The sequence below is a fragment of the Asticcacaulis machinosus genome (genome assembly GCF_028550435.1).
Taxonomy (GTDB): Bacteria; Pseudomonadota; Alphaproteobacteria; order Caulobacterales; family Caulobacteraceae; genus Asticcacaulis; species Asticcacaulis machinosus.
The window spans coordinates 281,144-301,931 of the sequence record NZ_JAQQKV010000003.1; the positions used below are offsets into that span (position 1 = coordinate 281,144).

The 20,788-nt window shown below is 57.6% G+C and carries 19 protein-coding genes and 1 riboswitch; of the genes, 13 read left to right on the forward strand and 6 right to left on the reverse strand.

Annotation, left to right across the window (positions count from 1 at the left end; all coding sequences use genetic code 11):
• Positions 1 to 176: 176 nt before the first annotated feature.
• The 4 genes from recA to PQU98_RS14845 all read left to right on the forward strand — a co-directional run bounded on the left by recA (position 177) and on the right by PQU98_RS14845 (position 7,078).
• A complete protein-coding gene (recA, locus tag PQU98_RS14830; protein ID WP_272745738.1) occupies positions 177 to 1,259 on the forward strand; it encodes a recombinase RecA in 1,083 nt (360 codons plus the stop codon).
• A 215-nt stretch (positions 1,260 to 1,474) separates the two neighbouring features.
• Positions 1,475 to 4,111, forward strand: a complete 2,637-nt coding sequence (alaS, locus tag PQU98_RS14835) for an alanine--tRNA ligase (protein WP_272745739.1) — start codon at positions 1,475 to 1,477, stop codon at positions 4,109 to 4,111.
• Positions 4,112 to 4,271: 160 nt separating this feature from the next.
• A complete protein-coding gene (locus PQU98_RS14840; RefSeq protein WP_272745740.1) occupies positions 4,272 to 4,973 on the forward strand; it encodes a DUF1013 domain-containing protein in 702 nt (233 codons plus the stop codon).
• 152 nt (positions 4,974 to 5,125) lie between these two features.
• Positions 5,126 to 7,078: a sialate O-acetylesterase gene (locus tag PQU98_RS14845; protein ID WP_272745741.1), complete on the forward strand. Its 1,953-nt coding sequence runs from the start codon at positions 5,126 to 5,128 to the stop codon at positions 7,076 to 7,078.
• A gap of 68 nt (positions 7,079 to 7,146) precedes the next feature.
• Here the strand turns inward: PQU98_RS14845 and PQU98_RS14850 are convergent, their stop codons facing one another.
• The gene (locus tag PQU98_RS14850) at positions 7,147 to 7,347 is read right to left on the reverse strand and encodes a DUF465 domain-containing protein (RefSeq protein ID WP_272745742.1); all 201 of its coding nucleotides are present in this window, start codon (positions 7,345 to 7,347) and stop codon (positions 7,147 to 7,149) included.
• A 158-nt stretch (positions 7,348 to 7,505) separates the two neighbouring features.
• Here PQU98_RS14850 and PQU98_RS14855 point away from each other — a divergent pair, with 158 nt between their 5' ends.
• From PQU98_RS14855 to PQU98_RS14870, 4 genes are all read left to right on the forward strand, one after another.
• Positions 7,506 to 8,090 carry a UbiX family flavin prenyltransferase gene (locus tag PQU98_RS14855; protein ID WP_272745743.1) on the forward strand — a complete coding sequence of 195 codons (585 nt, stop codon included), beginning with the start codon at positions 7,506 to 7,508 and terminating at the stop codon, positions 8,088 to 8,090.
• Positions 8,083 to 8,595, forward strand: a complete 513-nt coding sequence (locus tag PQU98_RS14860) for a TIGR02444 family protein (protein WP_272745744.1) — start codon at positions 8,083 to 8,085, stop codon at positions 8,593 to 8,595. Before PQU98_RS14855 ends, PQU98_RS14860 begins: the two co-directional genes overlap by 8 nt.
• A gap of 84 nt (positions 8,596 to 8,679) precedes the next feature.
• The gene (locus tag PQU98_RS17110; protein ID WP_368408162.1) at positions 8,680 to 9,090 is read left to right on the forward strand and encodes a YdcH family protein; all 411 of its coding nucleotides are present in this window, start codon (positions 8,680 to 8,682) and stop codon (positions 9,088 to 9,090) included.
• Positions 9,091 to 9,159: 69 nt separating this feature from the next.
• Positions 9,160 to 9,993, forward strand: coding sequence for a PhzF family phenazine biosynthesis protein (locus PQU98_RS14870; RefSeq protein WP_272745745.1), 834 nt, complete (start codon positions 9,160 to 9,162; stop codon positions 9,991 to 9,993).
• Here the strand turns inward: PQU98_RS14870 and PQU98_RS14875 are convergent, their stop codons facing one another.
• From PQU98_RS14875 to PQU98_RS14890, 4 genes are all read right to left on the reverse strand, one after another.
• A complete protein-coding gene (locus PQU98_RS14875; RefSeq protein ID WP_272745746.1) occupies positions 9,994 to 10,881 on the reverse strand; it encodes a DUF4349 domain-containing protein in 888 nt (295 codons plus the stop codon).
• Between the two features lie 242 nt (positions 10,882 to 11,123).
• Entirely contained in the window at positions 11,124 to 12,296 is a 1,173-nt protein-coding gene (metB, locus tag PQU98_RS14880) for a cystathionine gamma-synthase (protein WP_272745747.1), read from the reverse strand.
• Positions 12,297 to 12,429: 133 nt separating this feature from the next.
• Entirely contained in the window at positions 12,430 to 13,527 is a 1,098-nt protein-coding gene (gene metX / locus PQU98_RS14885) for a homoserine O-succinyltransferase MetX (protein ID WP_272745748.1), read from the reverse strand.
• Positions 13,521 to 13,637: riboswitch (SAM riboswitch) on the reverse strand. (Overlaps the previous gene by 7 nt.)
• Before the next feature lie 45 nt (positions 13,638 to 13,682).
• Positions 13,683 to 15,065, reverse strand: coding sequence for an aminotransferase-like domain-containing protein (locus tag PQU98_RS14890; protein ID WP_272745749.1), 1,383 nt, complete (start codon positions 15,063 to 15,065; stop codon positions 13,683 to 13,685).
• 126 nt (positions 15,066 to 15,191) lie between these two features.
• Here PQU98_RS14890 and PQU98_RS14895 point away from each other — a divergent pair, with 126 nt between their 5' ends.
• Together PQU98_RS14895 and PQU98_RS14900 are read left to right on the forward strand one after the other, a co-directional pair.
• On the forward strand, positions 15,192 to 16,058 hold the full coding sequence (locus PQU98_RS14895; RefSeq protein ID WP_272745750.1) for a DMT family transporter: 867 nt from the start codon (positions 15,192 to 15,194) through the stop codon (positions 16,056 to 16,058).
• A gap of 71 nt (positions 16,059 to 16,129) precedes the next feature.
• Positions 16,130 to 16,639 carry a chalcone isomerase family protein gene (locus tag PQU98_RS14900; protein WP_272745751.1) on the forward strand — a complete coding sequence of 170 codons (510 nt, stop codon included), beginning with the start codon at positions 16,130 to 16,132 and terminating at the stop codon, positions 16,637 to 16,639.
• On the opposite strand, the gene PQU98_RS14905 is transcribed toward PQU98_RS14900, so the two are convergent.
• Entirely contained in the window at positions 16,628 to 17,551 is a 924-nt protein-coding gene (locus tag PQU98_RS14905; RefSeq protein WP_272745752.1) for a DMT family transporter, read from the reverse strand. The two genes, PQU98_RS14900 and PQU98_RS14905, sit on opposite strands and share 12 nt — an antisense overlap.
• 174 nt (positions 17,552 to 17,725) lie before the next feature.
• On the opposite strand from PQU98_RS14905, the gene PQU98_RS14910 reads away from it, so the two are divergent.
• From PQU98_RS14910 to rlmJ, 3 genes are read left to right on the forward strand one after another with little or no spacing between them, the layout of a single operon-like run.
• On the forward strand, positions 17,726 to 19,393 hold the full coding sequence (locus PQU98_RS14910) for an amino acid kinase family protein (protein WP_272745753.1): 1,668 nt from the start codon (positions 17,726 to 17,728) through the stop codon (positions 19,391 to 19,393).
• Entirely contained in the window at positions 19,394 to 19,753 is a 360-nt protein-coding gene (locus PQU98_RS14915; protein ID WP_272745754.1) for an MmcQ/YjbR family DNA-binding protein, read from the forward strand.
• Positions 19,750 to 20,607: a 23S rRNA (adenine(2030)-N(6))-methyltransferase RlmJ gene (gene rlmJ, locus PQU98_RS14920; RefSeq protein ID WP_272745755.1), complete on the forward strand. Its 858-nt coding sequence runs from the start codon at positions 19,750 to 19,752 to the stop codon at positions 20,605 to 20,607. The genes PQU98_RS14915 and rlmJ overlap by 4 nt, the downstream gene beginning before the upstream one ends.
• Positions 20,608 to 20,788: the final 181 nt, after the last annotated feature.

The window sequence follows — 20,788 nt, forward strand, 5'->3', positions numbered from 1 at the left end:
AAGAGGGGGAGCGATCCCCCTAATTTTTTGATTCTATTGAAATTATAAAAATGTTCCAAAATCGAGCGAGAACATATTGCGAACTTGGAACAAATGGGGTACGAATATCGCGTCAGAAAGATTTCGAGATTTAGGACATTCCTGAATGGGAATCGTGACATAGGGAAGGGATTGGTATGTCACAAGCGGTATTGAAACTCGTGGGAAAAGACGAAGCAGAAAAACAACGCGCCCTGGAATCGGCGCTGGCGCAGATTGATCGCGCCTTTGGTAAGGGCTCAGTGATGAAACTGGGCGCATCGGGTAAGTTTGCCGAGGTCGAATCGGTATCGACCGGCTCGCTTGGCCTTGATATTGCGCTCGGAATCGGCGGTCTGCCAAAAGGCCGGGTGATTGAAATTTACGGGCCGGAATCGTCGGGTAAGACGACCCTGGCCCTGCATACGGTGGCGGAAATCCAAAAGCAGGGCGGCACGGCGGCCTTTGTGGATGCCGAACACGCGCTTGACCCTGGCTATGCGCAAAAGCTGGGCGTGAATCTGGATGAACTTCTGGTGTCGCAGCCCGATAATGGTGAGCAGGCGCTGGAAATCACTGATACGCTGGTCCGTTCAGGTGCCGTTGATATCGTGGTTGTCGACTCGGTGGCGGCGCTTACGCCGCGTGCGGAAATCGAAGGCGATATGGGCGACAGTCTGCCCGGTCTTCAGGCCCGTCTGATGTCGCAGGCCCTGCGTAAGCTGACGGGTTCGATCTCCAAGTCCAAGTGCATCGTGGTCTTTATCAATCAGATCCGGATGAAAATCGGCGTCATGTACGGCTCACCCGAAACCACGACCGGTGGTAATGCTCTGAAATTCTACGCGTCGGTCCGTCTGGATATCCGCAGCATCGGTAAGATCAAGGTGCGCGACGAAATCATCGGCAACAACGTCAAGGTGAAGGTCGTTAAGAACAAGGTCGCCCCTCCGTTCCGCGAAGTCGAGTTCGACATTCTGTACGGTGAGGGCATCTCAAAGCTTGGTGAAGTCATCGATATGGGCGTGAAGGCTGGTATCGTTGAAAAGTCGGGCTCATGGTTCTCATATAATTCGACCCGCATCGGTCAGGGCCGCGAAAATGCCCGTGAATTTCTGAAGGCCAATCCGGATATGGCGCGCGAAATCGAAATGGGTGTGCGCAAGAAAACGGAAAAACTCTCCGAAGATCTGCTGGGCTCTCCTGAACCCGACGCCAATGAGGGCGATGAGTCGCTGTAAGGTCATTCGGTTAGGGCGTGGGGACGAATCCCTAAACCAACCCGATCCCACCCCTTAACCGTCTTAAAAGCCGCTCTGAATGGGGCGGCTTTTTTGTAAATTTTTCACGTAAACTTCAAATAACGCGCAAACCCCTTTGCGCTCAGGCATAAGCCCTTTATATACGCCTGAATTTTGTAATCCCCTGAACGCGGAGCGGTTATTCCGTCTTATCCATGCCCTCATTAAACGACATCCGTAAGACCTTTCTGGACTACTTTGCCCGCAACGACCATGAGGTGGTGTCATCCTCCTCGCTCGTGCCGCAAAATGACCCGACCCTGATGTTCACCAACGCGGGCATGGTGCAGTTCAAAAACGTCTTCACGGGTGCGGAAACCCGTCCCTATAAACGCGCCACGACCTCGCAAAAGGTTGTCCGCGCGGGCGGTAAGCATAACGATCTCGATAATGTTGGCTACACGGCCCGCCACCACACCTTTTTCGAGATGCTGGGGAATTTCTCCTTTGGCGATTACTTTAAGGAACAGGCGATTGAACATGCCTGGAACCTGATCACCAAGGATTACGGCCTGAACAAAGACCGCCTGATGGCCACGGTCTATATCGATGATGATGAAGCCTTTGGCCTGTGGCAGAAGATTGCGGGTCTGCCAGAATCGCGCATCGTACGCATCGCCGGTTCGGACAATTTCTGGAGCATGGGTGATACCGGCCCGTGCGGTCCGTGTACGGAAATATTCTATGATCACGGCGAACACATCTGGGGCGGCCCTCCGGGTTCCCCCGAAGAAGACGGCGACCGCTTTGTCGAAATCTGGAATCTGGTGTTCATGCAGTTCGACCAGCAGGCCGACGGCACACGCCTGAATTTGCCCAAGCCCTCGATCGACACCGGCATGGGCTTGGAACGCGTCGCCGCGGTTTTGCAGGGTGTGCACAATAATTATGACATCGACCTGTTCCAGTCGTTGATTGGCGCCAGCGTCGAGGCGACCGGCGTTAAGGCCGAGGGGGAGGCCCTGCCGTCGCACCGCGTTATCGCCGATCACCTGCGTTCGACCTCATTCCTGATCGCTGATGGGGTGACCCCGTCGAACGAAGGCCGTGGCTATGTTCTGCGCCGGATCATGCGTCGCGCTATGCGTCATGCTTATCTCTTGGGCGCCAATGAACCGTTGATGCCGCGTCTGGCACCGGTTCTGGTGCAGGAAATGGGCGGCCACTATGGTGAGCTGAAACGCGCCGAAGCCACCATTGTTGAGACCCTGCGTCAGGAGGAAGAACGCTTCCGCCGCACCTTGGGCCGGGGCATGACCCTGCTGGACGAAGCGACCGAAAACCTGAAAGACGGCGACGTCCTGTCAGGCGATACAGCGTTCAAGCTCTATGACACCTATGGCTTTCCGCTCGATCTGACCCAGGATGCCGTGCGTGCCAAGGGCCTGACGGTCGATACCGCCGCATTTGAAGTCGCTATGGAGGCGCAACGTACCCGTGCGCGCGAACACTGGACCGGCTCCGGCGAAAAGGCTGTGGCGGCGGAATGGTTCTCGATCAAGGATCAGATCGGCGCGTCGGAATTTGTCGGCTACGACCACCTCAATGCGCAGGCCCATGCCCAATTTATCGTCCATGATGGTGAAGGCATCGAATCGGCCCATGCCGGTGATACGGTTGAGGTCGTGTTTGAAAAAACCTCCTTCTACCCCGAAGGCGGCGGGCAGGCGGGTGATACCGGCGTGGTCGATTTCATCCACGGTCATGGCCGCGTGCTCGATACCCAAAAGCAGGCCGGTGACCTGATCGTTCATCGCATTGAAATCATTGAGGGTGTGCTTAAGGTTGGCGATAAGGCTGAACTTCAGGTCGACCCGGTAAAGCGTAAAACCACGCGCTCCAACCACTCGGCGGCGCACCTGATGCACGCCGCGCTGAAAAACGTGCTGGGGCCGCATGTGGCGCAAAAAGGGCAGTTGGTTGATGCTGAGCGGATGCGCTTTGACTTCAGCCACGGCGGGCCTGTGACGGCCGAAGAGATTGAGGCGATCGAAGCCGAGGTCAATGCCGTCATCCTGCAAAATCAGGCGGCTGCGACCAAGATGATGTCGCCCGAAGCCGCTATCGAAGAAGGGGCTGTGGCCCTGTTTGGTGAAAAATACGGCGATGAAGTGCGCGTCCTGTCGCTCGGCACCAAGCTGGCGGGCGAGGGGGGCTATTCGGTCGAACTGTGCGGCGGCACCCATGTGGCGCGTACCGGCGATATCGCCCTGTTCAAGATCGTGTCGGAAACCGGCATCGCCGCCGGTGTGCGCCGGATTGAGGCTGTGACCGGTGAGGCCGCCAGACAATATCTTTTGGAACAGGCAGGTATCGCCAAGGGGTTAGCTGATCAGTTCAAGGTGCCGGTGGCACAGGTATCCGCCCGCGTTGAGGCCCTGATTTCTGATCGTAAACGCCTTGAGAAAGAACTGGCCGATGCCAAGCGCGCTTTAGCGGTCGGCGGCGGCGGGGCCGCGTCCGGCCCCGAAGAGATCAATGGCATCAAGGTCACGGCACGTGTCCTGGAAGGGGTTGGCGGCAAGGATTTGCGGCCGCTGGCTGAGGATTTCCGCAAAGCTCTGGGCTCCGGTATTGTGGCGCTGGTAGGTGTATTGGATGGTAAAGCGGCGGTGACGGTTGCCGTGACATCCGACCTGACTGACAAATACAATGCTGCCGAACTGGCCAAGGCTGCCGTCATCGCTATGGGGGGGCAAGGCGCGGGCGGTAAACCCGACTTTGCCCAAGGCGGCGCGCCGGACGCCTCACAGGCTGAAGCGGGTCTGGCGGCCATTAAGGGCCTGATTTAACGCATCTAAGAAATTGTGTTTGGGGTGTTCCCTAAATGACAAAACCGCTTTATAGATGACGGCAACAACCCGCGCCCGGCCGAAAAGGCTGGGCGTAGCCGTTTCTGAATGGTGGTTTTTCAACAAAAATCATCGTTCTCCGCTCAGGAAAGATAGTCCTATGTCTGAGATTTTGATGCCGAAAGCGACCGCTGTGTGGCTGGTCGACAATACCTCGCTCTCGTTCGAGCAGATCGCTGATTTCTGCGGCCTGCACTTTCTTGAGGTTAAGGGCATTGCCGATGGTGAGGTCGCCCGCGACATTCGTGGTGCCGACCCCATTGCCAACGGCCAGTTGACCCGCGAAGAGCTGGATAAGGCCGTAAGCACCCCGGCCTACCGTATGAAGGCCCTGGTCAGCCGCCATGCTGAGTTGCTTAAGCCGTCCAAAAAGGCCCCGCGCTATACGCCGGTGTCGCGTCGTCAGGATCGCCCGGACGCCATCAAATGGTTCGTGCGTCACCATCCGGAAGTGACCGACGCGCAGATTTCCAAGCTGCTCGGCACCACCAAATCGACCATCGAGCAGGTACGCAACAACACCCACTGGAACGCCGCCAATATTAAGCCGGTCGATCCGGTGACGCTCGGCCTCGTGTCGCAGATCGAACTGGACGCTGCGGTGCGCAAGGCTGCCGCCGTCAAGATCAAGCAGGCCGAGAAACTGGGGATTCCGCTTGACGATCCGTCGTTGAAACCGGCGGCCGCTATCATTCCGGATGAGGAAGAAGATACCTACAACAGCCGTCCTGATCTTAGCGTCGAAGACGTGTTCGGTTCGGCCCCGTCGCGTCCGGTTCACGATGAGGACGACGAGGATTAATCCTTTAAATCCAATCGCATCAAAGGCCTCCGTAACGGGGGCCTTTTTTGTGTGATAAATCCTGAAAATATAATGGCTGGGGCGGGTTGTCCGTTGCCGGGGTGCGCGTTAGCTTTAGCGCTAACATAAATAATAATTCAGGGAAGATGTATATGAAGTTCACTGCAATCGCAGGCACGCTTTGTGCCGCGCTGATAAGTGTGCCCGCTGGTGCGCAAACACCGGCAAACCGGCCGCTTTTGGCCGAGATGTTTCAGGATCATGCGGTGCTGCAACGCGATCGCGCCGTGCCGATCTGGGGGCAAGCGGCCCCGAATGAGGCGGTGACTGTAAAGCTGGGGGCCCAGACCCTGACGGCCACGGCGGATGCGCAAGGGGTGTGGCGGGCCAGCTATCCGGCGACAGCCGCGGGCGGGCCCTATACGCTCGATGTGTCCACGGTTTCCGGCAACCGGCAGATTGTAAATGATGTGCTGTTCGGCGATGTCTTCCTGTGTTCGGGGCAGTCGAACATGGAGTGGAATGTTCAGGGCACGATTGGATCTCAGGGCGCGATTGCCACCGCCAAAGATGACACCATCCGTATGATGACGGTATCCAAGACTCAAAGTCTTGCGCCATCGGACAGGTTCATGGCGCCGGTCAACTGGCAGGTGGCGTCGCCACAGACCGTGCCGAACTGGTCGGCGGTGTGCTATTACTATGCGCGTGACCTGAAACGGACAATCAATGTGCCCATCGGCCTGATCAATGCGTCGTGGGGCGGGTCAAACATTCGCCCGTGGATGAGCGAAAAGGCCCTGCGGGAGATTGGCGGCTATAACGATCAGCTTGATCTGATGACGGTCTATGCCAAGGATAGGTCTGCGGGCACGGCACGCTGGGGCGCGAACTTTGAGACCTGGTGGGCCGCGAATGGCGGCGCAGGCAAGCCGTGGGTGGTCACGCCTAAAACACTCGCGACATGGGACAAAGTTCCCGATATTTCAAAGAATTGGGAGCAGTGGGGCTTAAGCGAATTTGCCGCCTATAATGGCGGTCTGTGGTATGCGGCTTCGGTCAAGCTGACCGCCGCTCAGGCCAAAGGGGCGGCGATGCTGAACCTTGGCACGATTGATGAGATTGATCAGACCTGGGTCAATGGCAAACCGGCAGGCTATACGTCTGGGGCAGGGACGTCGCGCGTTTATAAACTGGCGGCGGGCGCGCTTAAAGCCGGTGACAATACGGTCATTATCAATGCGGTCGATACCTGGGGGGCGGGGGGCATCTATGGTGACGGGCCGCGCAACCTGACGCTTGCCGATGGCACCACGGTTGCGCTGACCGACTGGCGGTTCCAGCGGGTACCGAAAACTGTGCCTCAGCCGCCGCGCGCGCCGTGGGATGCGACGGGTGGCCTGATGACGCTTTATAACGCCATGATTGCCCCGATCGGTCCTTATGGCCTGAAAGGCGCGCTATGGTATCAGGGCGAGTCCAATGCGGGTGAAGCCGAAACCTATGCCGGATTGCTGGGCGGCATGATGAAAGACTGGCGCGGGCAGTTTGGGCCGGATCTGCCGTTCCTGATCGTGCAACTGGCCAATTACGGGGCGCGTCCAACGCAGCCGGTTGAATCCGGTTGGGCGCGTTTGCAGGATCAGCAGCGGCTGGCCGTGGCGCGTGATGGCAATGCCGCTCTGGCAGTCACGATCGATATCGGTGATCCGAACGATATCCATCCGCTGGATAAGAATACGGTCGGTAAACGACTGGCGCGGGGGGCGCGGTCGGTGATCTATAAGGAAAATATCACGCCGTCCGGGCCGCAACCGCAATCGGCCACACGCGCCGGTGACACGGTGACGGTAGCCTTTACCGATATCGACGGCGGGCTGATTTCCTATTCGACCGATAAGCCAATCAGTTTTGAACTGTGTGACTCTAACCAAGGGCCGTGCACCTATGCCGCCGCCCAACTGAGCGGCAACAGCGTGACCTTAAAAGCGCCCAATGCGGTCAGCGCCCAATATGTGCGCTATTGCTGGGCTGATGCGCCCACCTGCACGCTCTATGACCGGGCGGGCCTTCCGGCCGGGCCGTTTGAGATCGCCATCAAATAGGGCCAAAATACAAAAACGCCGGAGATCACTCTCCGGCGTTTTTTTCACATCAATGATATTTTACGGGGTTATTGCAGCACCTTCATGCCATCGCCCTGTCGCATAACATCTCTGATGCGTTCAATTTCTTCTTTGAGCTTAAGTTTTTTGCGCTTCAGCTCCTTAAGGTATAGAGAGTCCACGGACGGATTTTTCGCTTCGCGTTCAATCGTATGCTTGAGGGATTGGTGACGCTGATCCAACTCGCGTACTCTGGCTGCCATGGTCATATTGCAGGATCCTCTTTGTCTATACCGGTCCGAACCCCATGTCCGAACCCGCTTAGGGAACACCCGAAATGGCTGTGTGTAGAATCACAATGGATTACAATTGATCACGGAACTGAGAGATTCTAAGTTTATAAATTATGAATGATGGATGCCGTGGCATGACTATACCCAACCGTTTGATCATCGCTATTTCCGGCGCATCCGGGGCCATATACGGCCTTAAGGCGCTGGAGACCGTGCGCGCATTGGGTGTCGAAAGCCACCTGATTGTCTCAAAAGCGGCGGCTTTGAGTTTGACGGCGGAACTGGATATCAGCCTGTCCGATCTGCATGCCAGGGCCGATGTGGTCTATAAACCGGCCGATATCGGGGCTGCGATTGCGTCGGGATCGTACCAAACACTGGGCATGCTGATCGCCCCCTGTTCGGTCAAGACCTTGAGCGAAATCACCACCGGCGTGACCTCCAGCCTGATCAGCCGGGCTGCCGATGTGACCTTAAAAGAGCGGCGACGGCTGGTTTTGATGGTGCGCGAAACGCCGCTGCATCTGGGCCATCTGCGCTCGATGGCGGCGGTGACGGAGATGGGGGCGATTGTCGCCCCGCCCATGCCGGCCTTTTATACCCGTCCGCAGTCCCTGGATGAGATGGTGGAGCAGAATATCGGGCGGGTGCTCGACCTGTTCGGGCTGGAGGCACCGTTCAAGAAATGGGGCGTCGATGTGGCCCTTAAGCATGACTAGCTTCTGGGATTGGGCTGTGGCGGCCTATGGCGGAGACGGCGTGGCTGCGCAGTGTCTGTCGCTTCAGGATGATCACGACCAGTGCGTGCCACTGCTGCTGTGGGCGGTCTGGACGGGAGTGTCGGGTGTGAAATTGACAGAGGATATGGTCGAAGAGGGGGCCGATATGGCCAGGTCATGGAACGACGCCGTCATTTCACCTCTGCGAATACTTCGCAAAAGGTTGCGAAAACCTTTATCCGACATAGATGATTTGGCGCGGGAGCGTATAGCTGCGCAGGTAAAATCAGTGGAACTGAACAGTGAGCGCGAACTCATGACGGCGCTCGAATCTCTGTCCATTATTGATTTTTCTAAAGCGAAACAAAATCTTACCGCTCTTTGTACGGACAATGTAGCGGTGGTGGCAAAAGCGTGGGGGCCAAAAGTGCCACGACCTCAGTTGATTAGTCTGATTGGCACTCTTTCGGACGGCGGTTTTTTAGAGTATACTCATATGTCTTAAATGTCCTGAATACTCTGGGGCCCAAAGATTTCTGTGAGATTTTCACATCGGGTCCAGTCGTACCTTAAAGGAGCGGATGTCTGCATGCACGACGATCAAAGCAATATAAGATCGCTGTTCCCGACTCAGGGCCTGACCCTCGTGAAATCCGGTGCAGGTGAAGTCAGTGCTGATATTGAGCGGCGTGTCTTTGGGCGGCGCGATGTTGATGCTGAAAATTTTGATGATATTGCCGAGGACGTGCTGGACTACCAGAAGGACGACCTTGATCCGACCGTGCGTGAATTGCCGATCAGTGTTGAGACCGTGCAATTGCGTGGGCAGGCGGCCCATCTGCGGATGGAGCATAAGGATCTGGACGAATCCATCAGCGCACTGGAATCCATGCCCTTGCCGGATCAGATTCTGATTGCCCGCCTAAAGCGCAAGAAACTGGCCCTGCGCGATCAGATTACCGAGATCGAAGACAAGATCCGCCCTGATATTATCGCCTGATGACATAAGCATCATCGACGTAACAGGCCGGGTCATCCCGGCCTTTTTTATTTTCCGGAAGTTTAACTGATGAAACAGTTCCTTGTTGATGCCTTTGCGCGGGCGCCGTTTATGGGCAATCCGGCGGCGGTGGTCGAGCCGTTCAATGCTTGGCCGTCCGATGATTTCATGAGCCGACTGGCCATGGAGAACAATCAGGCCGAAACCGCCTATATGGTCAGGACTGATGAAGCCAATGTGTTCAGTCTGCGCTGGTTCACGCCGGCGGTTGAGGTCAATCTGTGCGGCCATGCCACGCTGGCGGCGGCCCATGCCTTGTTTACCGAACTGGGGCTTGAGGCCGAGGTCGTGCATTTCGACACGCTTCATGCGGGCCGGTTGAGTGTGCGCCGCGCGGGCGGTCAGCTTGAAATGGATTTTCCGGCCTATCCGGTGCAGGCGATTGAGGCGGCACCTGAAATCGAGGCGGTGATCGGACAGGCGGCGGTGGCGACCTTTGGCGGGCCGATGCTGATCCTGCAACTGGCCTCAGAGGCCGCCGTGCGCGATCTGAAGTTCAATGCCGGCGAGATCAGTTACCCTCAGCCCTGCACCCTGTTTGACGCCGCCCATGTGGTCGTGACGGCGTTCGCGGATGAAGACAGCCCCTATGAGGTCATCAGCCGGTTCTTTGCCCCCGGTTTTGGCATTGCCGAAGATCCGACGACGGGGTCAATGCACTGCGCCCTCATGCCGCTCTATGCGGGCCTGACGGGTAAGGCCGTGCTTGATTTTCATCAGGCCTATCCCCGCCGCGGCGGGGATCTACGGTGCGAACTTGCGGGCGACCGCGTGAAACTTCGCGGGCAGGCGATCACCACGCAAAAGACCCAGGTGATGCTCGCCCCCACAGGGTACGTCTGATCAGGCGGCGGGCGCCTTGGCGGGCTTTTTCTTCCGCCGGGTCACGAACCAGACAATTGGTGCCAGCACCACTGCGAATGGCAGAACATAGCTGAAAATCATCACCATAAAGGTCATGACGGCGATAAAGTTCGGGCCGACGCTGCCAAAGGCGCTCAGCAGCGGCGAGAGTGTGCCTTGCGATTGTGCGGCCGCCGCACCGGAATAGGTCAGGGTCACCTTCGACATCGCCACCCGCTTTTTCATCAGCGCGAGTTGAGAGCGGGCCGAGTCTATCTGCGACTGAACCTCACTGAGCTGGTTTTGCAGTTCAATAATGTCCGCCATCTTACCCCTGTGGGTGCGCAGGGTGGTTTGCAGATTATCGCGCAGGGCGATCTGATTATTGATGCGGGCCTCATGGTCGACCATCTGCGCGGTCAGGTCTTCGGTGGCTATGGTCTGGGTTTCGATCCGGCCATCGGTCGCCGCCAGTTGTTTGTTCAGGTCGTTACGGAAGCTTTCAATCCACTGGGGTGTGGCCCGCAAAATCAGGCGATGGCTTTGGAAATGTTGTGCCCGATCAGAGGTGCTGTCCATTGATATGACCTGACAGGTCGCAGCCCCCGCGGCGGTGCAGGCATTGCGATGAGCGGACAAAAGGCTGTCCAGAGCCTTATCCGGCGCACTTAAACTAAAGCTGTAATCATAGGCCAGTTGTGGCAGGGATGGCGTGTCGGTGCGTGCCTCAGAGGTTTGGTTATTCGTCGTGATTTCCGGTGCGGCTTCTGCGGCCATTTCCTCGACCGGGACTTCGGCCGGTTTCGAACAGGCGGTAAGATAGGCGGGGATTACAAATAAGGATACGCCAATAATTAGGGACTTGAGTTTGAATGAGCGCACGGTCACGACGGCCTCCTTGGCATGGGTTGATCCCCTGTGGGGATGACCTATTCCGGCGCGTAAACCGTGGCATTTTCACGACAAAATCACGAAAATGTGATAATCGTGTGATTTTTCGTTACAATATGTAAAGTATTGATTTTATTTTATTAAATATAATATTTCGAACTGATAAAAATATGTTTCCGGCGTTTTTATGACGCCTTCGATCACGAAATGGGCGGCGTGGTGCGCCGCCCTTGGTCAGGTCATGCCACCGACAGGGCCCGATCCAGCGCCTTGATCAGGTCGTCGGCATCTTCTAGCCCGATCGACAGGCGCAGCAGGCCGCCGGTGATGCCGGCGATGCTTTGTGCTTCCGGTGACATGGCGGCGTGGGTCATAGAGGCCGGATGGACGATCAGGCTTTCGACCCCGCCCAGGGATTCGGCAAGAGAGAACAGATCAACGACATCGAGGACAGCTTTTACGGCATCCAGTCCACCCTTAAGCTCAAAGCTCATCATCGCGCCAAATCCGGCCTGCTGACGGGCGGCCAGGTCGTGCTGCGGGTGGGATTTCAGGCCGGGGTAAAACACCTTTGCGACCGCCGGATGGCCTTCCAGATATTCGGCGACGGCCTGCGCCGATTGCTGCTGTTGTTTGATGCGCACAAACAAGGTGCGCACCCCGCGCAAGGTAAGATACGAGTCAAACGCCGGTGCGGTCGAGCCGACGCAATTGGCCCACCAGCGGTAAAGGGTCAGATCCTCCGCCGTAGTGCATACTAATGCGCCCCCAATGACATCCGAATGGCCGTTGATATATTTGGTGGTCGAATGCACCACAAAGTCTGCACCGAACTTGATCGGGTTTTGCAGGGCGGGCGACAGGAAGGTGTTGTCAACCGCGACCTTGGCCCCGGCTTTGTGGCCGAGATCAATCAGCTTTTGCAGGTCAACCACCCGCATCAGCGGGTTCGACGGCGTCTCGATCAGCAGCACCGCGGTCGGCTGGGATAGGGCCTCGGCTACTGCCGCGTCATCGCCCTGATCGACATAAACAAGGTCAATCAGGCCCTGCTTGGCGCGGGCGTTCAACTGACGCTGGGTGCCGCCATAGCAGTCGTGGGGTGCGACCACGCGGTTGTTATCTTTAGTCAGCGGTTGCCACAGCAGATCAATCGCCGCCATACCCGATGCGGTCATGACCGCGCCAACGCCGCCCTCTAATTCGGCGATGACTTCGGAGACGACTTCGCGCGTCGGGTTGCCGGAGCGGGCATAGTCAAAGGTGCGCTTCTTACCGAACCCTTCAAACGTGTAGTTCGATGACAGGTAGATCGGCGGCATGACCGCACCATGAGACGTATCCGTATCTATGCCGATATTGATGACGCGGGTCGCCAGCTTGGCGTCTTTGAGATAGTCTTTCTTCGACATGGTAATCTTTCAAATATCCCTCTCCCTGCGTGCGGGGAGAGGGGAGGGTGAGGGGCATCCGGTGGTAAGGTGCCCCCTCCGTCTGCTCATTTCATTCGCATCCACCTCCCCCGTGAACAGGGGAGGAGGTTTTTCAGGTTTCCAGAGATTGTTTTACGATATTGGACACGCGCTCGATTTCCTTAAGGAAGGCATCGTGGCCGTAGAGTGAGGGCAGGTCGATGAATACGCTATCGCTCAGGCTTTCATGCAGGGCGACCATGTCAGCATAGGGCACCAGCCGGTCGGTCGGCACGGCGGCAAGGAACACCTTGGCCTTAATGGCTTTGGGGTCAACGCGGTGGCGATCCAGCGAGTCCGACAGCGACACCCAGCGGTTCACATCCGACGCTGTATAGGCATCGCCGCGCGCCCGCAGATAGTTGCAGACGGTGTAGTTCTCACCGGCCACATCAGGCGCCAGGCCGTCAAAGCGTTCCAGAAACTCCTGCTCAGACCGGTAGGTGGTCATGGCCAGTTGCCGCGCCAGAGAAATGGCGTCGCGTTCATGGCCGGTCTGTTTGCCGAACATCAGGATACGCCGTTGCAGGCCACGCATGGCCGTGGCCATCGGGTGCGCGCGGTGGGCGGCAGAGATCACGCATAACCGCTTGACGACATCCGGATAAAGCTCGGCAAAGGCCAGGCCGATCATGGCCCCATAAGATGCGCCGATAAAATCATGTACCTCGGTCACGCCCAACTGATCGAGCAGCAGTTTCACCAAGCGCGCCTGATCGTGAGTGGAAATGGTATAGACCTGATCGGCGGGCAGGGACGGGGCAAAGTCGATGCTCAACACCCGCCAGTGATTGAGATCGAGCGCCTGATTGGGGCCGGCGACCCCTTCCCACCAGCCGGGGGCGGTGTCGGTCGAGTCTTCTTTCTGAAACAGGACGCGGCTGGCCGAAATGCCGCCGACGGCGATGACCATAGGTGCACCGGGCGGGCCGTAAACGCGACCGATAGCGTGGCTTTGCATCAGTTTTTGCCCGCTGGCGAGACGAAAATCGGCAGGGATCGGCGCAATCACATCAACGCCGGTCAGGTCGGGCAGGGTATGCAGGGTCGCGGTCATGTCATCCATATGGGCATCAAGCAAAACGGGCTCAATCGCGACCAGAAAATTATCATGACGGGTGAGAAGATAAGACAGCTCTGCCGCAGACGGCGCGTGGCGTCTTTCTCTCATCTGTCGAAGATAAATCTTCGCAGGAGTTGGCACCATACTTTAATCCGCACGCGAATTAAGCGGTTGCCCCAGCGTCAATGGGCCTGTCCCTCGGCTGGTCTCGATGAGTGGCTTTGCTATGCGCAGTTTTTATAAAATCGTCAAGGGGGATATGTTTAGCCAAGCGCTCGCTTCAAAAACTCAAAGACGCGCCCATCCTGCGACTGGGCAATGTTGAAGCGTAAGAAACCGGAGGCCGATTGCGACAGGCTGAAAGCATTGCCGGGGGCCAGCACGATCTTTTCAGCAAGTGCGCGTTTGGCCAGTTCCGAGGCATCGCGACCGCCCGGTAGCTCGCACCACAGGAACATTCCCGCCTGCGGCACAACGCCAATTTTGAAACCCATCCGTTCAAAACTCTCAACCGTTCTGCCGCGCAAGGCTGCCAGCTTTTGGCGAATAAGCTCAACATGCTTGCGGTAGTGGCCGTCGCTGATGACCGCGCATACCAGTTCCGCGGGCAGTTGGTGGCTTGAGAATATGGTCGCGATCTTAAGATCGATCAGCGCGTCGATCCAGTCACCACGCACGCAGATATAGCCGCAGCGCATCGAGGCCGACAGGGTCTTGGAAAAGCCGCCGACATAGATGACGCGCTCAAAGCCATCAAAGGCGGTCAGGCGCGCTGACGGTTCCGGCTCGAAATCAGCATAGATATCGTCTTCGATAATGGTCAGATCATGGGCTTCGGCCAGCTTCAAAAGCCGGTGCGCCATCAGGGGCGACAGGGTTGTGCCGGTCGGGTTATGCAGGGCGGTATTGGTGATATAGAGCCGGGGCTTGTGGGCTTCAAGCGCCGCTGAAAACGCGGCCATATCAGGGCCGTGCGCGGTGCGGGCCACACCCACGACCTTGACGCCATGCGCGCGTAACTTGGCCAGAAAGTTGAAATAGCACGGATCATCTACCAGAACCGTATCCCCCGGTTTAAGCAGGAACCGGCACAGAAGCTCGATCGCCTGGGTGGCGGAATCCACCAGCATGATCTGCTGGGGCGCGACGGTGATATCCAGTTCACCCAATCGGCGCGACAATATTTGGCGCAGGGGCAGGTGGCCCAGAGGCGTGGCATATTCGACCAGATTGCTTTTGGGGTTGCGCGCCACGGCCCTAAGCGCCCGGCGGATATCGTCCTCTGGCATCCATGATGGCGGCAGCCACCCACAGCCGGGTTTAAGATAATCGTCCGGCGTTTCCAGCGATTGGCGTGACAGCCATAGTGGGTCAATTTGCCGATCAAGGGCGGGGCCAATATCGGACAGGGCCAGCGGCGCGGTGGGGGCGGCGACAAAATAGCCCGATCCGCGCCGTGAGGTGATCACCCCTTCGGCCACCAGACGGTCATAGGCGTCAACCACGGTTGATTTCGACACCCCTTGCGCCTCTGCCAGCGACCGGATCGAGGGCAGTCTGGCCCCTAACGATAACTGGCGCGAGGCGATCTGTTTGTGAATCACGCCGGTGATGCGGGTCACCAGTGAGGGGCTGAGGTCGTCCATCGGTCAAGCCTTAGATTAAAATTGTACTGGTAATTGTACCTGACAGTTTGTTTTGATTTTACCGAAATGTATCTGGGAAGGCTAGTCCCGCTCATCCATAAACGCCCATCGTCAGGAGTGCGTGTGATGGACAAAAAGACAGTTGGCTGGATAAACGGGGCCTTAGGGATGATCGCCTTTTCAGGCTCGATGCCGGCGACGCGGGTGGCGGTGCTGGAGATGTCGCCCCTGTTTCTGACCGGCGCACGGGCGGTGATCGCGGCCGTTCTGGGGGCTTTGTGCCTGATCGTATTACGTGCCGAGCGGCCAAGGCGGGAAGAGATCATCCCGCTGATGCTGGCAGCCTTTGGGGTGGTGGTGGCATTTCCGCTGTTGTCGGCGATGGCGTTGCGCGAAATCAGTTCGGTGCATTCGATCGTCTTTACGGGCTTGTTGCCGGTCGCGACCACGACCTTTGCGGTGTTGCGCGGAGAGGCACGGCCGTCGAAAATGTTCTGGCTGTTTTCGGGTTTGGGCAGCGCCTGCATTCTGATTTACGCCTTCAGTCAGGGATTTGCCCTGTCACCGCGCGGTGATTTGCTGATGCTGATGTCGATCATTGTGTGCGGCATGGGCTATGCGGAAGGGGCTCGTCTGGCGCGGCGCTTAGGCGGCTGGCAGGTAATCTGCTGGGCGCTCCTGATCGCCTTGCCGGTCATGGTGCCGGTGATGATCTGGCAATGGCCGCAGGATCTGGGCGCGATATCACCCGCGGCCTGGACCGGGCTTGGCTATGTGTCGCTGTTTTCGATGCTGATCGGGTTTATATTCTGGTATCGCGGTCTGGCACTGGGCGGGATTGCGGCGGTTGGTCAGTTGCAGCTTTTGCAGCCATTTTTATCGCTGGTGGTGGCGTCGGTGGTCTTAAAAGAAGTGGTCGGGCCGCAGGTTTTGATCGTCATGGCCTGCATAGTGCTGTGTGTCCTGGGGGCCAAGCGGTTCGCCTCAACCTGATCTGGTGTCCCGTAGGTTACGTAAACTGATCTGACGGGACACCAAAGATCAGACCAAAAGGGCCATCTGTCATGCACCGCCGCCAGTTTATCGCTTCATGTCTTGCCGTTTCGGCATTTGGCGCTCACGCCGAAACGCCGGATGTTCTCAAACATGTGCCTGATGCCCAAAAGGTCGGGGCCGGACGGTTCAGCCATCTGGGGTTTGATATATTCGACGCCACCCTGTATGCGCCGCAGAGCCGGTATAATGCCGGGGCACCCTTTGCGCTTAAGCTTGAATACCTGCGCAACATTAAGGGCAAGTCCATTACCGATAACTCGGTTAAGGAAATCCAGAAACAGGGGGTGAGCGGCGATAAGCTCAACCGCTGGCGCGACCAGATGGCGGCGATTTTTCCGGATGTGTCTAAAGGGGCCAGTATCACCGGGGTGCGCGATGCCAGCGGTCATGCGCTTTTTTACAGCGGTTCAAAATTATTGGGCACTATCAAAGATGCTGAGTTCAGTCGGGCCTTTTTCAATATCTGGCTGGGGCCCAAAGCCCCGCAAACCTTGCGTGAAAAGTTGTTAGGCCGCTAATTTAGGCCGCCCCAGTTCGGCCAGCGTAATTCCCGCACACACCAGCGCCAGAGCCACAAAGTGGAAGCTGTGTAAAGGCTCACGCAGGATCAGCACGGACAGCCCGACCCCGAAAATGGGGATCAGATTGATGAACAGGCCCGCCCGGTTGGCCCCGATCAGTTCTACGCCCCAGACATAGGCGACCTGCGCCACCAGAGCGGGCAGCAGCGCAGTGTAGGCGACAATAGCCCATCCAGTCGCGTCGGGCCAGATGATCTTGCCCGCCATCCCTTGCAGGGCCAAGGCCGGAAGGCAGGCCAGCACGGCCCCTAAGGCTGAGACCGCCATCAGGCTCTGCCAGTGGATGTCGGGTTTGAACCTGAGGGCAATCGTGTATCCGGCATATAAAAGCACGCACAGTCCCATCAGGGCATCGCCGCGATTGAGGTTCAGGTGGATCAGCGACATCAGATCGCCGTGGCTGGCGGTCACCAGAACCCCAAACAGGGTCAGGCTGAATCCGGCAATCTGGGCCAGATTGGCCCGCGCCCGGAATATGGCATAGTTGAGCGCGAAAATAACCGCGGGCATGGCGGCGTGCTCAATGACCACATTGGTGGCCGACGTCAGGCTAAGCGCCGAATAAAGCACGATATTAAATAGCCCAAACCCCGCGGCGCCATATCCCAGCAGCAATGGCCAGTGGCGGCGGATTTTCGGCCAGTCGCGGCGCAGGGGCTTTAATGAAACTACGGCCATCAGACAAAAGGCGCTCAGCCAGCGCAAGGTACTCAACGTCACCGGATCGATATGGCCGACCGCCATCTTGCCCGCGACGGTGTTACCTGCCCACAACAGGCCCGCGGTCGCTAAAAAGCCATAGGCTTTGAGTGAGGCGGAGGCAGCAGGGGGGGCGGGAACGGGCGACACGAAAATTTCTTTTGAAACCAAGTAAGTGCGTTATATGATCGCCATAACACAATTTGCCGGATGGCTTATCTTTTTCCTTTGAATTTCGGGTCAGGTCTTATAACCACGCAAGCCTTAACTCTTAAAATTTGTCGCCTGCCGTAGGGGCGCAAACCCATGATCGGAAATCTTGAAATGTCTACCCTTGTTGTGAAATTCGGCGGATCGGTTCTGACCTCAGAAGGTGCGCTGCACCGGGCGGTGGCTGAGATTTATCGGTATGTGCGCGATGCCCATAAGATTATTGCCGTGGTTTCTGCCTTTAAGGGCGACACCGATCAGCTTATGCGGCTGGCGGTTTCCTATACGCAGGCCTCGACCTCTTCGGCCACGCCGCATCTGCTGGCGACCGGTGAGATGAAGGCGGCCACGCTTTTGGCCATGGCGTGCGAGCGGTCGGGTATCGTGACGCGCTTTCGCTCGGCCTATGAAATCGGCCTGACAGCCGATGGCGATCATTTCAACGCCAATCCCACCGGCGTGAACGCCGATGTGCTGCGGAGTGATCTTGAAAAGTTCGATTTGGTGGTCGTGCCGGGTTATGTAGCCGAAAATGCGTCGGGCGAGCCGGTGCTGCTGGGGCGCGGTGGGTCTGATCTGACGGCGGTTTATCTGGCCAAAGCTCTGGATGTGCCGGTACGTCTCTATAAAGACGTGGACGCTATCTATGATGCCGATCCGGCGCAGGTCGGCGATAGTGCCAAACCCTATGAGGCACTGGCCTGGGATGAGGCGCTGAAAATCGCCCATCCGGTGGTGCAGAACAAGGCCATGCGCTACGCCAAGGATAATGGCATGACGGTTGAGGTCGCGGCCCTGACCAAGGGCTATGAGACTGTTCTGGGGGGTAAAACTTCGGTACGCAAAGCCGCGCCACTTAAACGTAAATTGCGCATCGCCGTTATGGGCGCTGGCGGGGTTGGTGCGAAATTCCTTGAGCGCGCGCAGGAGTGGGACGATCTGATCGAGGTCGACCGCGTGCTGGTGCGTGATGTCTCCAAACGCCGAGATCATCCTTTGGCCACCAAATTTACCTCGGATGCGCGCTCATTCGCCAAGGCTGATGTCGATGTCTTCGTCGATATCGGCACGGGCGTGTCGCCGTCGGCCGAACTGCTGGAAGCCTTCCTCAAGGCTGGTGTGTCAGTGACTTCGGCCAATAAACAGGCGGTGGCGGCCTCAGGTGACAAACTGCGGGCGGCGTCGAAAGCCTCTGGCGCTTTGCTGACCTATTCGGCTTCGGTCGGCGGTGGTGCGCCGATTATCGAAGCTCTGAAACGGGCGGTGAAAACCCATAAGATCAAAAGCTTCTGCGGCGTGCTCAATGGCACCTCTAACTTTGTGATCGATCAGGTCGAGGCCGGCAAGACCTTTGATGCCGCTATGGACGAGGCGCGCCGCCTAGGCTTTGCCGAACCGGATTCGACGGCGGATCTTGATGGCACTGATGTCGGCGCAAAGCTGAAACTCCTGCGTGAAATCGCCTATCCGGGCCTGACGCCCAAGCATCTTGAGGTCGGTGCGATCACCGAAGAGTCGCTGATCATCCCCGAAGGCAAGGGCCTGCGCTATGTGGCGCGTTGCTGGCGCACCGATGACGGTATCGACGCCTCGATGAAGCTTGAGGTGCTGGATGCCGATCACTATCTGGTCGGGGCCAAGGGCGAGCAGAACCGTCTGATCCTTGAACTGGAAAACGGTGAGTTCTGGTACGTGACGGGTAAGGGCGCGGGCGCATGGCCGACCTCTGAGGCGCTTTTGGCCGATGTGTTGCACATCGCGCGTGAAGCCAACTTGAAATAGATGACGCTCGACGACTGTAACGCCTTCTGCGCCGCCTTGCCCGCCACAACCCATGTGGTGCAATGGGGTGGCTCGGACGTGTGGAAGGTCGGCGGCAAGGTGTTTGTGATTGCCTCGGTAGAGGACAATCAGTTTCGCGTCAGTTTCAAGGTCACGCCGGTCGGGTTTGAAATTCTGCGTGATCACCCCGACTGCATCCCGGCGCCGTATCTGGCGTCACGGGGTATGACCTGGATACAGGCGCGCGGAGCCACACAGATGAGCGATGACGAATTGCGCGATCATTTGCGTGGATCGTACGATCTGATTGCAGTGGCCCTGCCGAAAAAACTGAAGCGTGAATTGGGACTTATGGCATGAACTACCGCCACGGCTTTCATGCCGGAAACTTTGCCGATCTGGCCAAACATGCGGCGGTGTTGAGTTTCTTAAAGCACCTGCGCGGATCTGCGGCCCCGCTGACGGTCATCGATACCCATGCCGGGGCCGGTTATTATGACCTGTCCGATCCGCATTTTGCGCGCTCAAAAGAAGCCGAGGCCGGTATCAAATACCTGCTCAGTTCGGATGTGCCAGACAGCCTGAAACCGCTGGCCGGTTATGTGCGTGCCAAGAATGAGCGGGCCGGATTTCGCGACTCGATCGGCCTTTATCCCGGTTCGCCCGTGTTGACGCTGGATCACCTGCGGGTTGGCGATGCCTATGTCGGCTGCGAGTTGCGCCCTGACGATTTCCGCTATTTGCAGGAAGCGATTGTGCCGCGCGGTAAGGCGCAGAATGTCGATGGTTACAAATTTGCGGTGGGTGCCGCTCAGATTGATGACCCTGCCGACATGTTCTGGCTGATCGATCCGCCGTTTGAGCGGTCGGATGACTATACGCAGATTGTTGATGCGTTGAAGGCGGGGCTTACGGCGCGGCCAAACCTGACCGCCCTGATCTGGTTGCCACTGAAAGATCTGGAAACCTTTGACCGCTATCTGCGCGATATGGAGCATGAGCTGTTTAACGGCGAAACCCATGAGCCGGACCTGCTAATCGCTGAACTGCGTCTGCGCCCGCTGTGGAACCCGATGAAGATGAACGGCTGTGCACTGGTGGCGGTAGGTGCGCCGCAAGGGTTTGAGGCCGATCTGCGGGCCATTGCCGCCGATGTGGTCACGGTCTTTGGCGATGAGGGCGGGTTGGCCAAGGTCTGGACGCTCAACCCGTAATCCCTCATCTAAAGTGCCCTTTAGGGCTCTGTGGCAAGGCCGCCAACTACCTGAAACATGGTCGCCCGAACTAATGTGACGAGCCATGCGGCGTTTGAGCTAAATAAGCGCACAATATGCCGCAGTGCAATAACGCGCCTGTGATCTGTGGTTCATGGTCAGTCAGCGTTTTCCATGTTAC

What these genes read in the sequence shown, in the direction of transcription:
- recA (WP_272745738.1), top strand. Translation starts at nt 177, where the DNA reads ATGTCACAAGCGGTATTGAAACTCGTGGGAAAAGACGAAGCAGAAAAA.
- alaS (WP_272745739.1), top strand. Translation starts at nt 1,475, where the DNA reads ATGCCCTCATTAAACGACATCCGTAAGACCTTTCTGGACTACTTTGCC.
- PQU98_RS14840 (WP_272745740.1), top strand. Translation starts at nt 4,272, where the DNA reads ATGTCTGAGATTTTGATGCCGAAAGCGACCGCTGTGTGGCTGGTCGAC.
- PQU98_RS14845 (WP_272745741.1), top strand. Translation starts at nt 5,126, where the DNA reads ATGAAGTTCACTGCAATCGCAGGCACGCTTTGTGCCGCGCTGATAAGT.
- PQU98_RS14850 (WP_272745742.1), bottom strand. Translation starts at nt 7,347, where the DNA reads ATGACCATGGCAGCCAGAGTACGCGAGTTGGATCAGCGTCACCAATCC.
- PQU98_RS14855 (WP_272745743.1), top strand. Translation starts at nt 7,506, where the DNA reads ATGACTATACCCAACCGTTTGATCATCGCTATTTCCGGCGCATCCGGG.
- PQU98_RS14860 (WP_272745744.1), top strand. Translation starts at nt 8,083, where the DNA reads ATGACTAGCTTCTGGGATTGGGCTGTGGCGGCCTATGGCGGAGACGGC.
- PQU98_RS17110 (WP_368408162.1), top strand. Translation starts at nt 8,680, where the DNA reads ATGCACGACGATCAAAGCAATATAAGATCGCTGTTCCCGACTCAGGGC.
- PQU98_RS14870 (WP_272745745.1), top strand. Translation starts at nt 9,160, where the DNA reads ATGAAACAGTTCCTTGTTGATGCCTTTGCGCGGGCGCCGTTTATGGGC.
- metB (WP_272745747.1), bottom strand. Translation starts at nt 12,296, where the DNA reads ATGTCGAAGAAAGACTATCTCAAAGACGCCAAGCTGGCGACCCGCGTC.
- metX (WP_272745748.1), bottom strand. Translation starts at nt 13,527, where the DNA reads ATGAGAGAAAGACGCCACGCGCCGTCTGCGGCAGAGCTGTCTTATCTT.
- PQU98_RS14890 (WP_272745749.1), bottom strand. Translation starts at nt 15,065, where the DNA reads ATGGACGACCTCAGCCCCTCACTGGTGACCCGCATCACCGGCGTGATT.
- PQU98_RS14895 (WP_272745750.1), top strand. Translation starts at nt 15,192, where the DNA reads ATGGACAAAAAGACAGTTGGCTGGATAAACGGGGCCTTAGGGATGATC.
- PQU98_RS14900 (WP_272745751.1), top strand. Translation starts at nt 16,130, where the DNA reads ATGCACCGCCGCCAGTTTATCGCTTCATGTCTTGCCGTTTCGGCATTT.
- PQU98_RS14910 (WP_272745753.1), top strand. Translation starts at nt 17,726, where the DNA reads ATGTCTACCCTTGTTGTGAAATTCGGCGGATCGGTTCTGACCTCAGAA.
- PQU98_RS14915 (WP_272745754.1), top strand. Translation starts at nt 19,394, where the DNA reads ATGACGCTCGACGACTGTAACGCCTTCTGCGCCGCCTTGCCCGCCACA.
- rlmJ (WP_272745755.1), top strand. Translation starts at nt 19,750, where the DNA reads ATGAACTACCGCCACGGCTTTCATGCCGGAAACTTTGCCGATCTGGCC.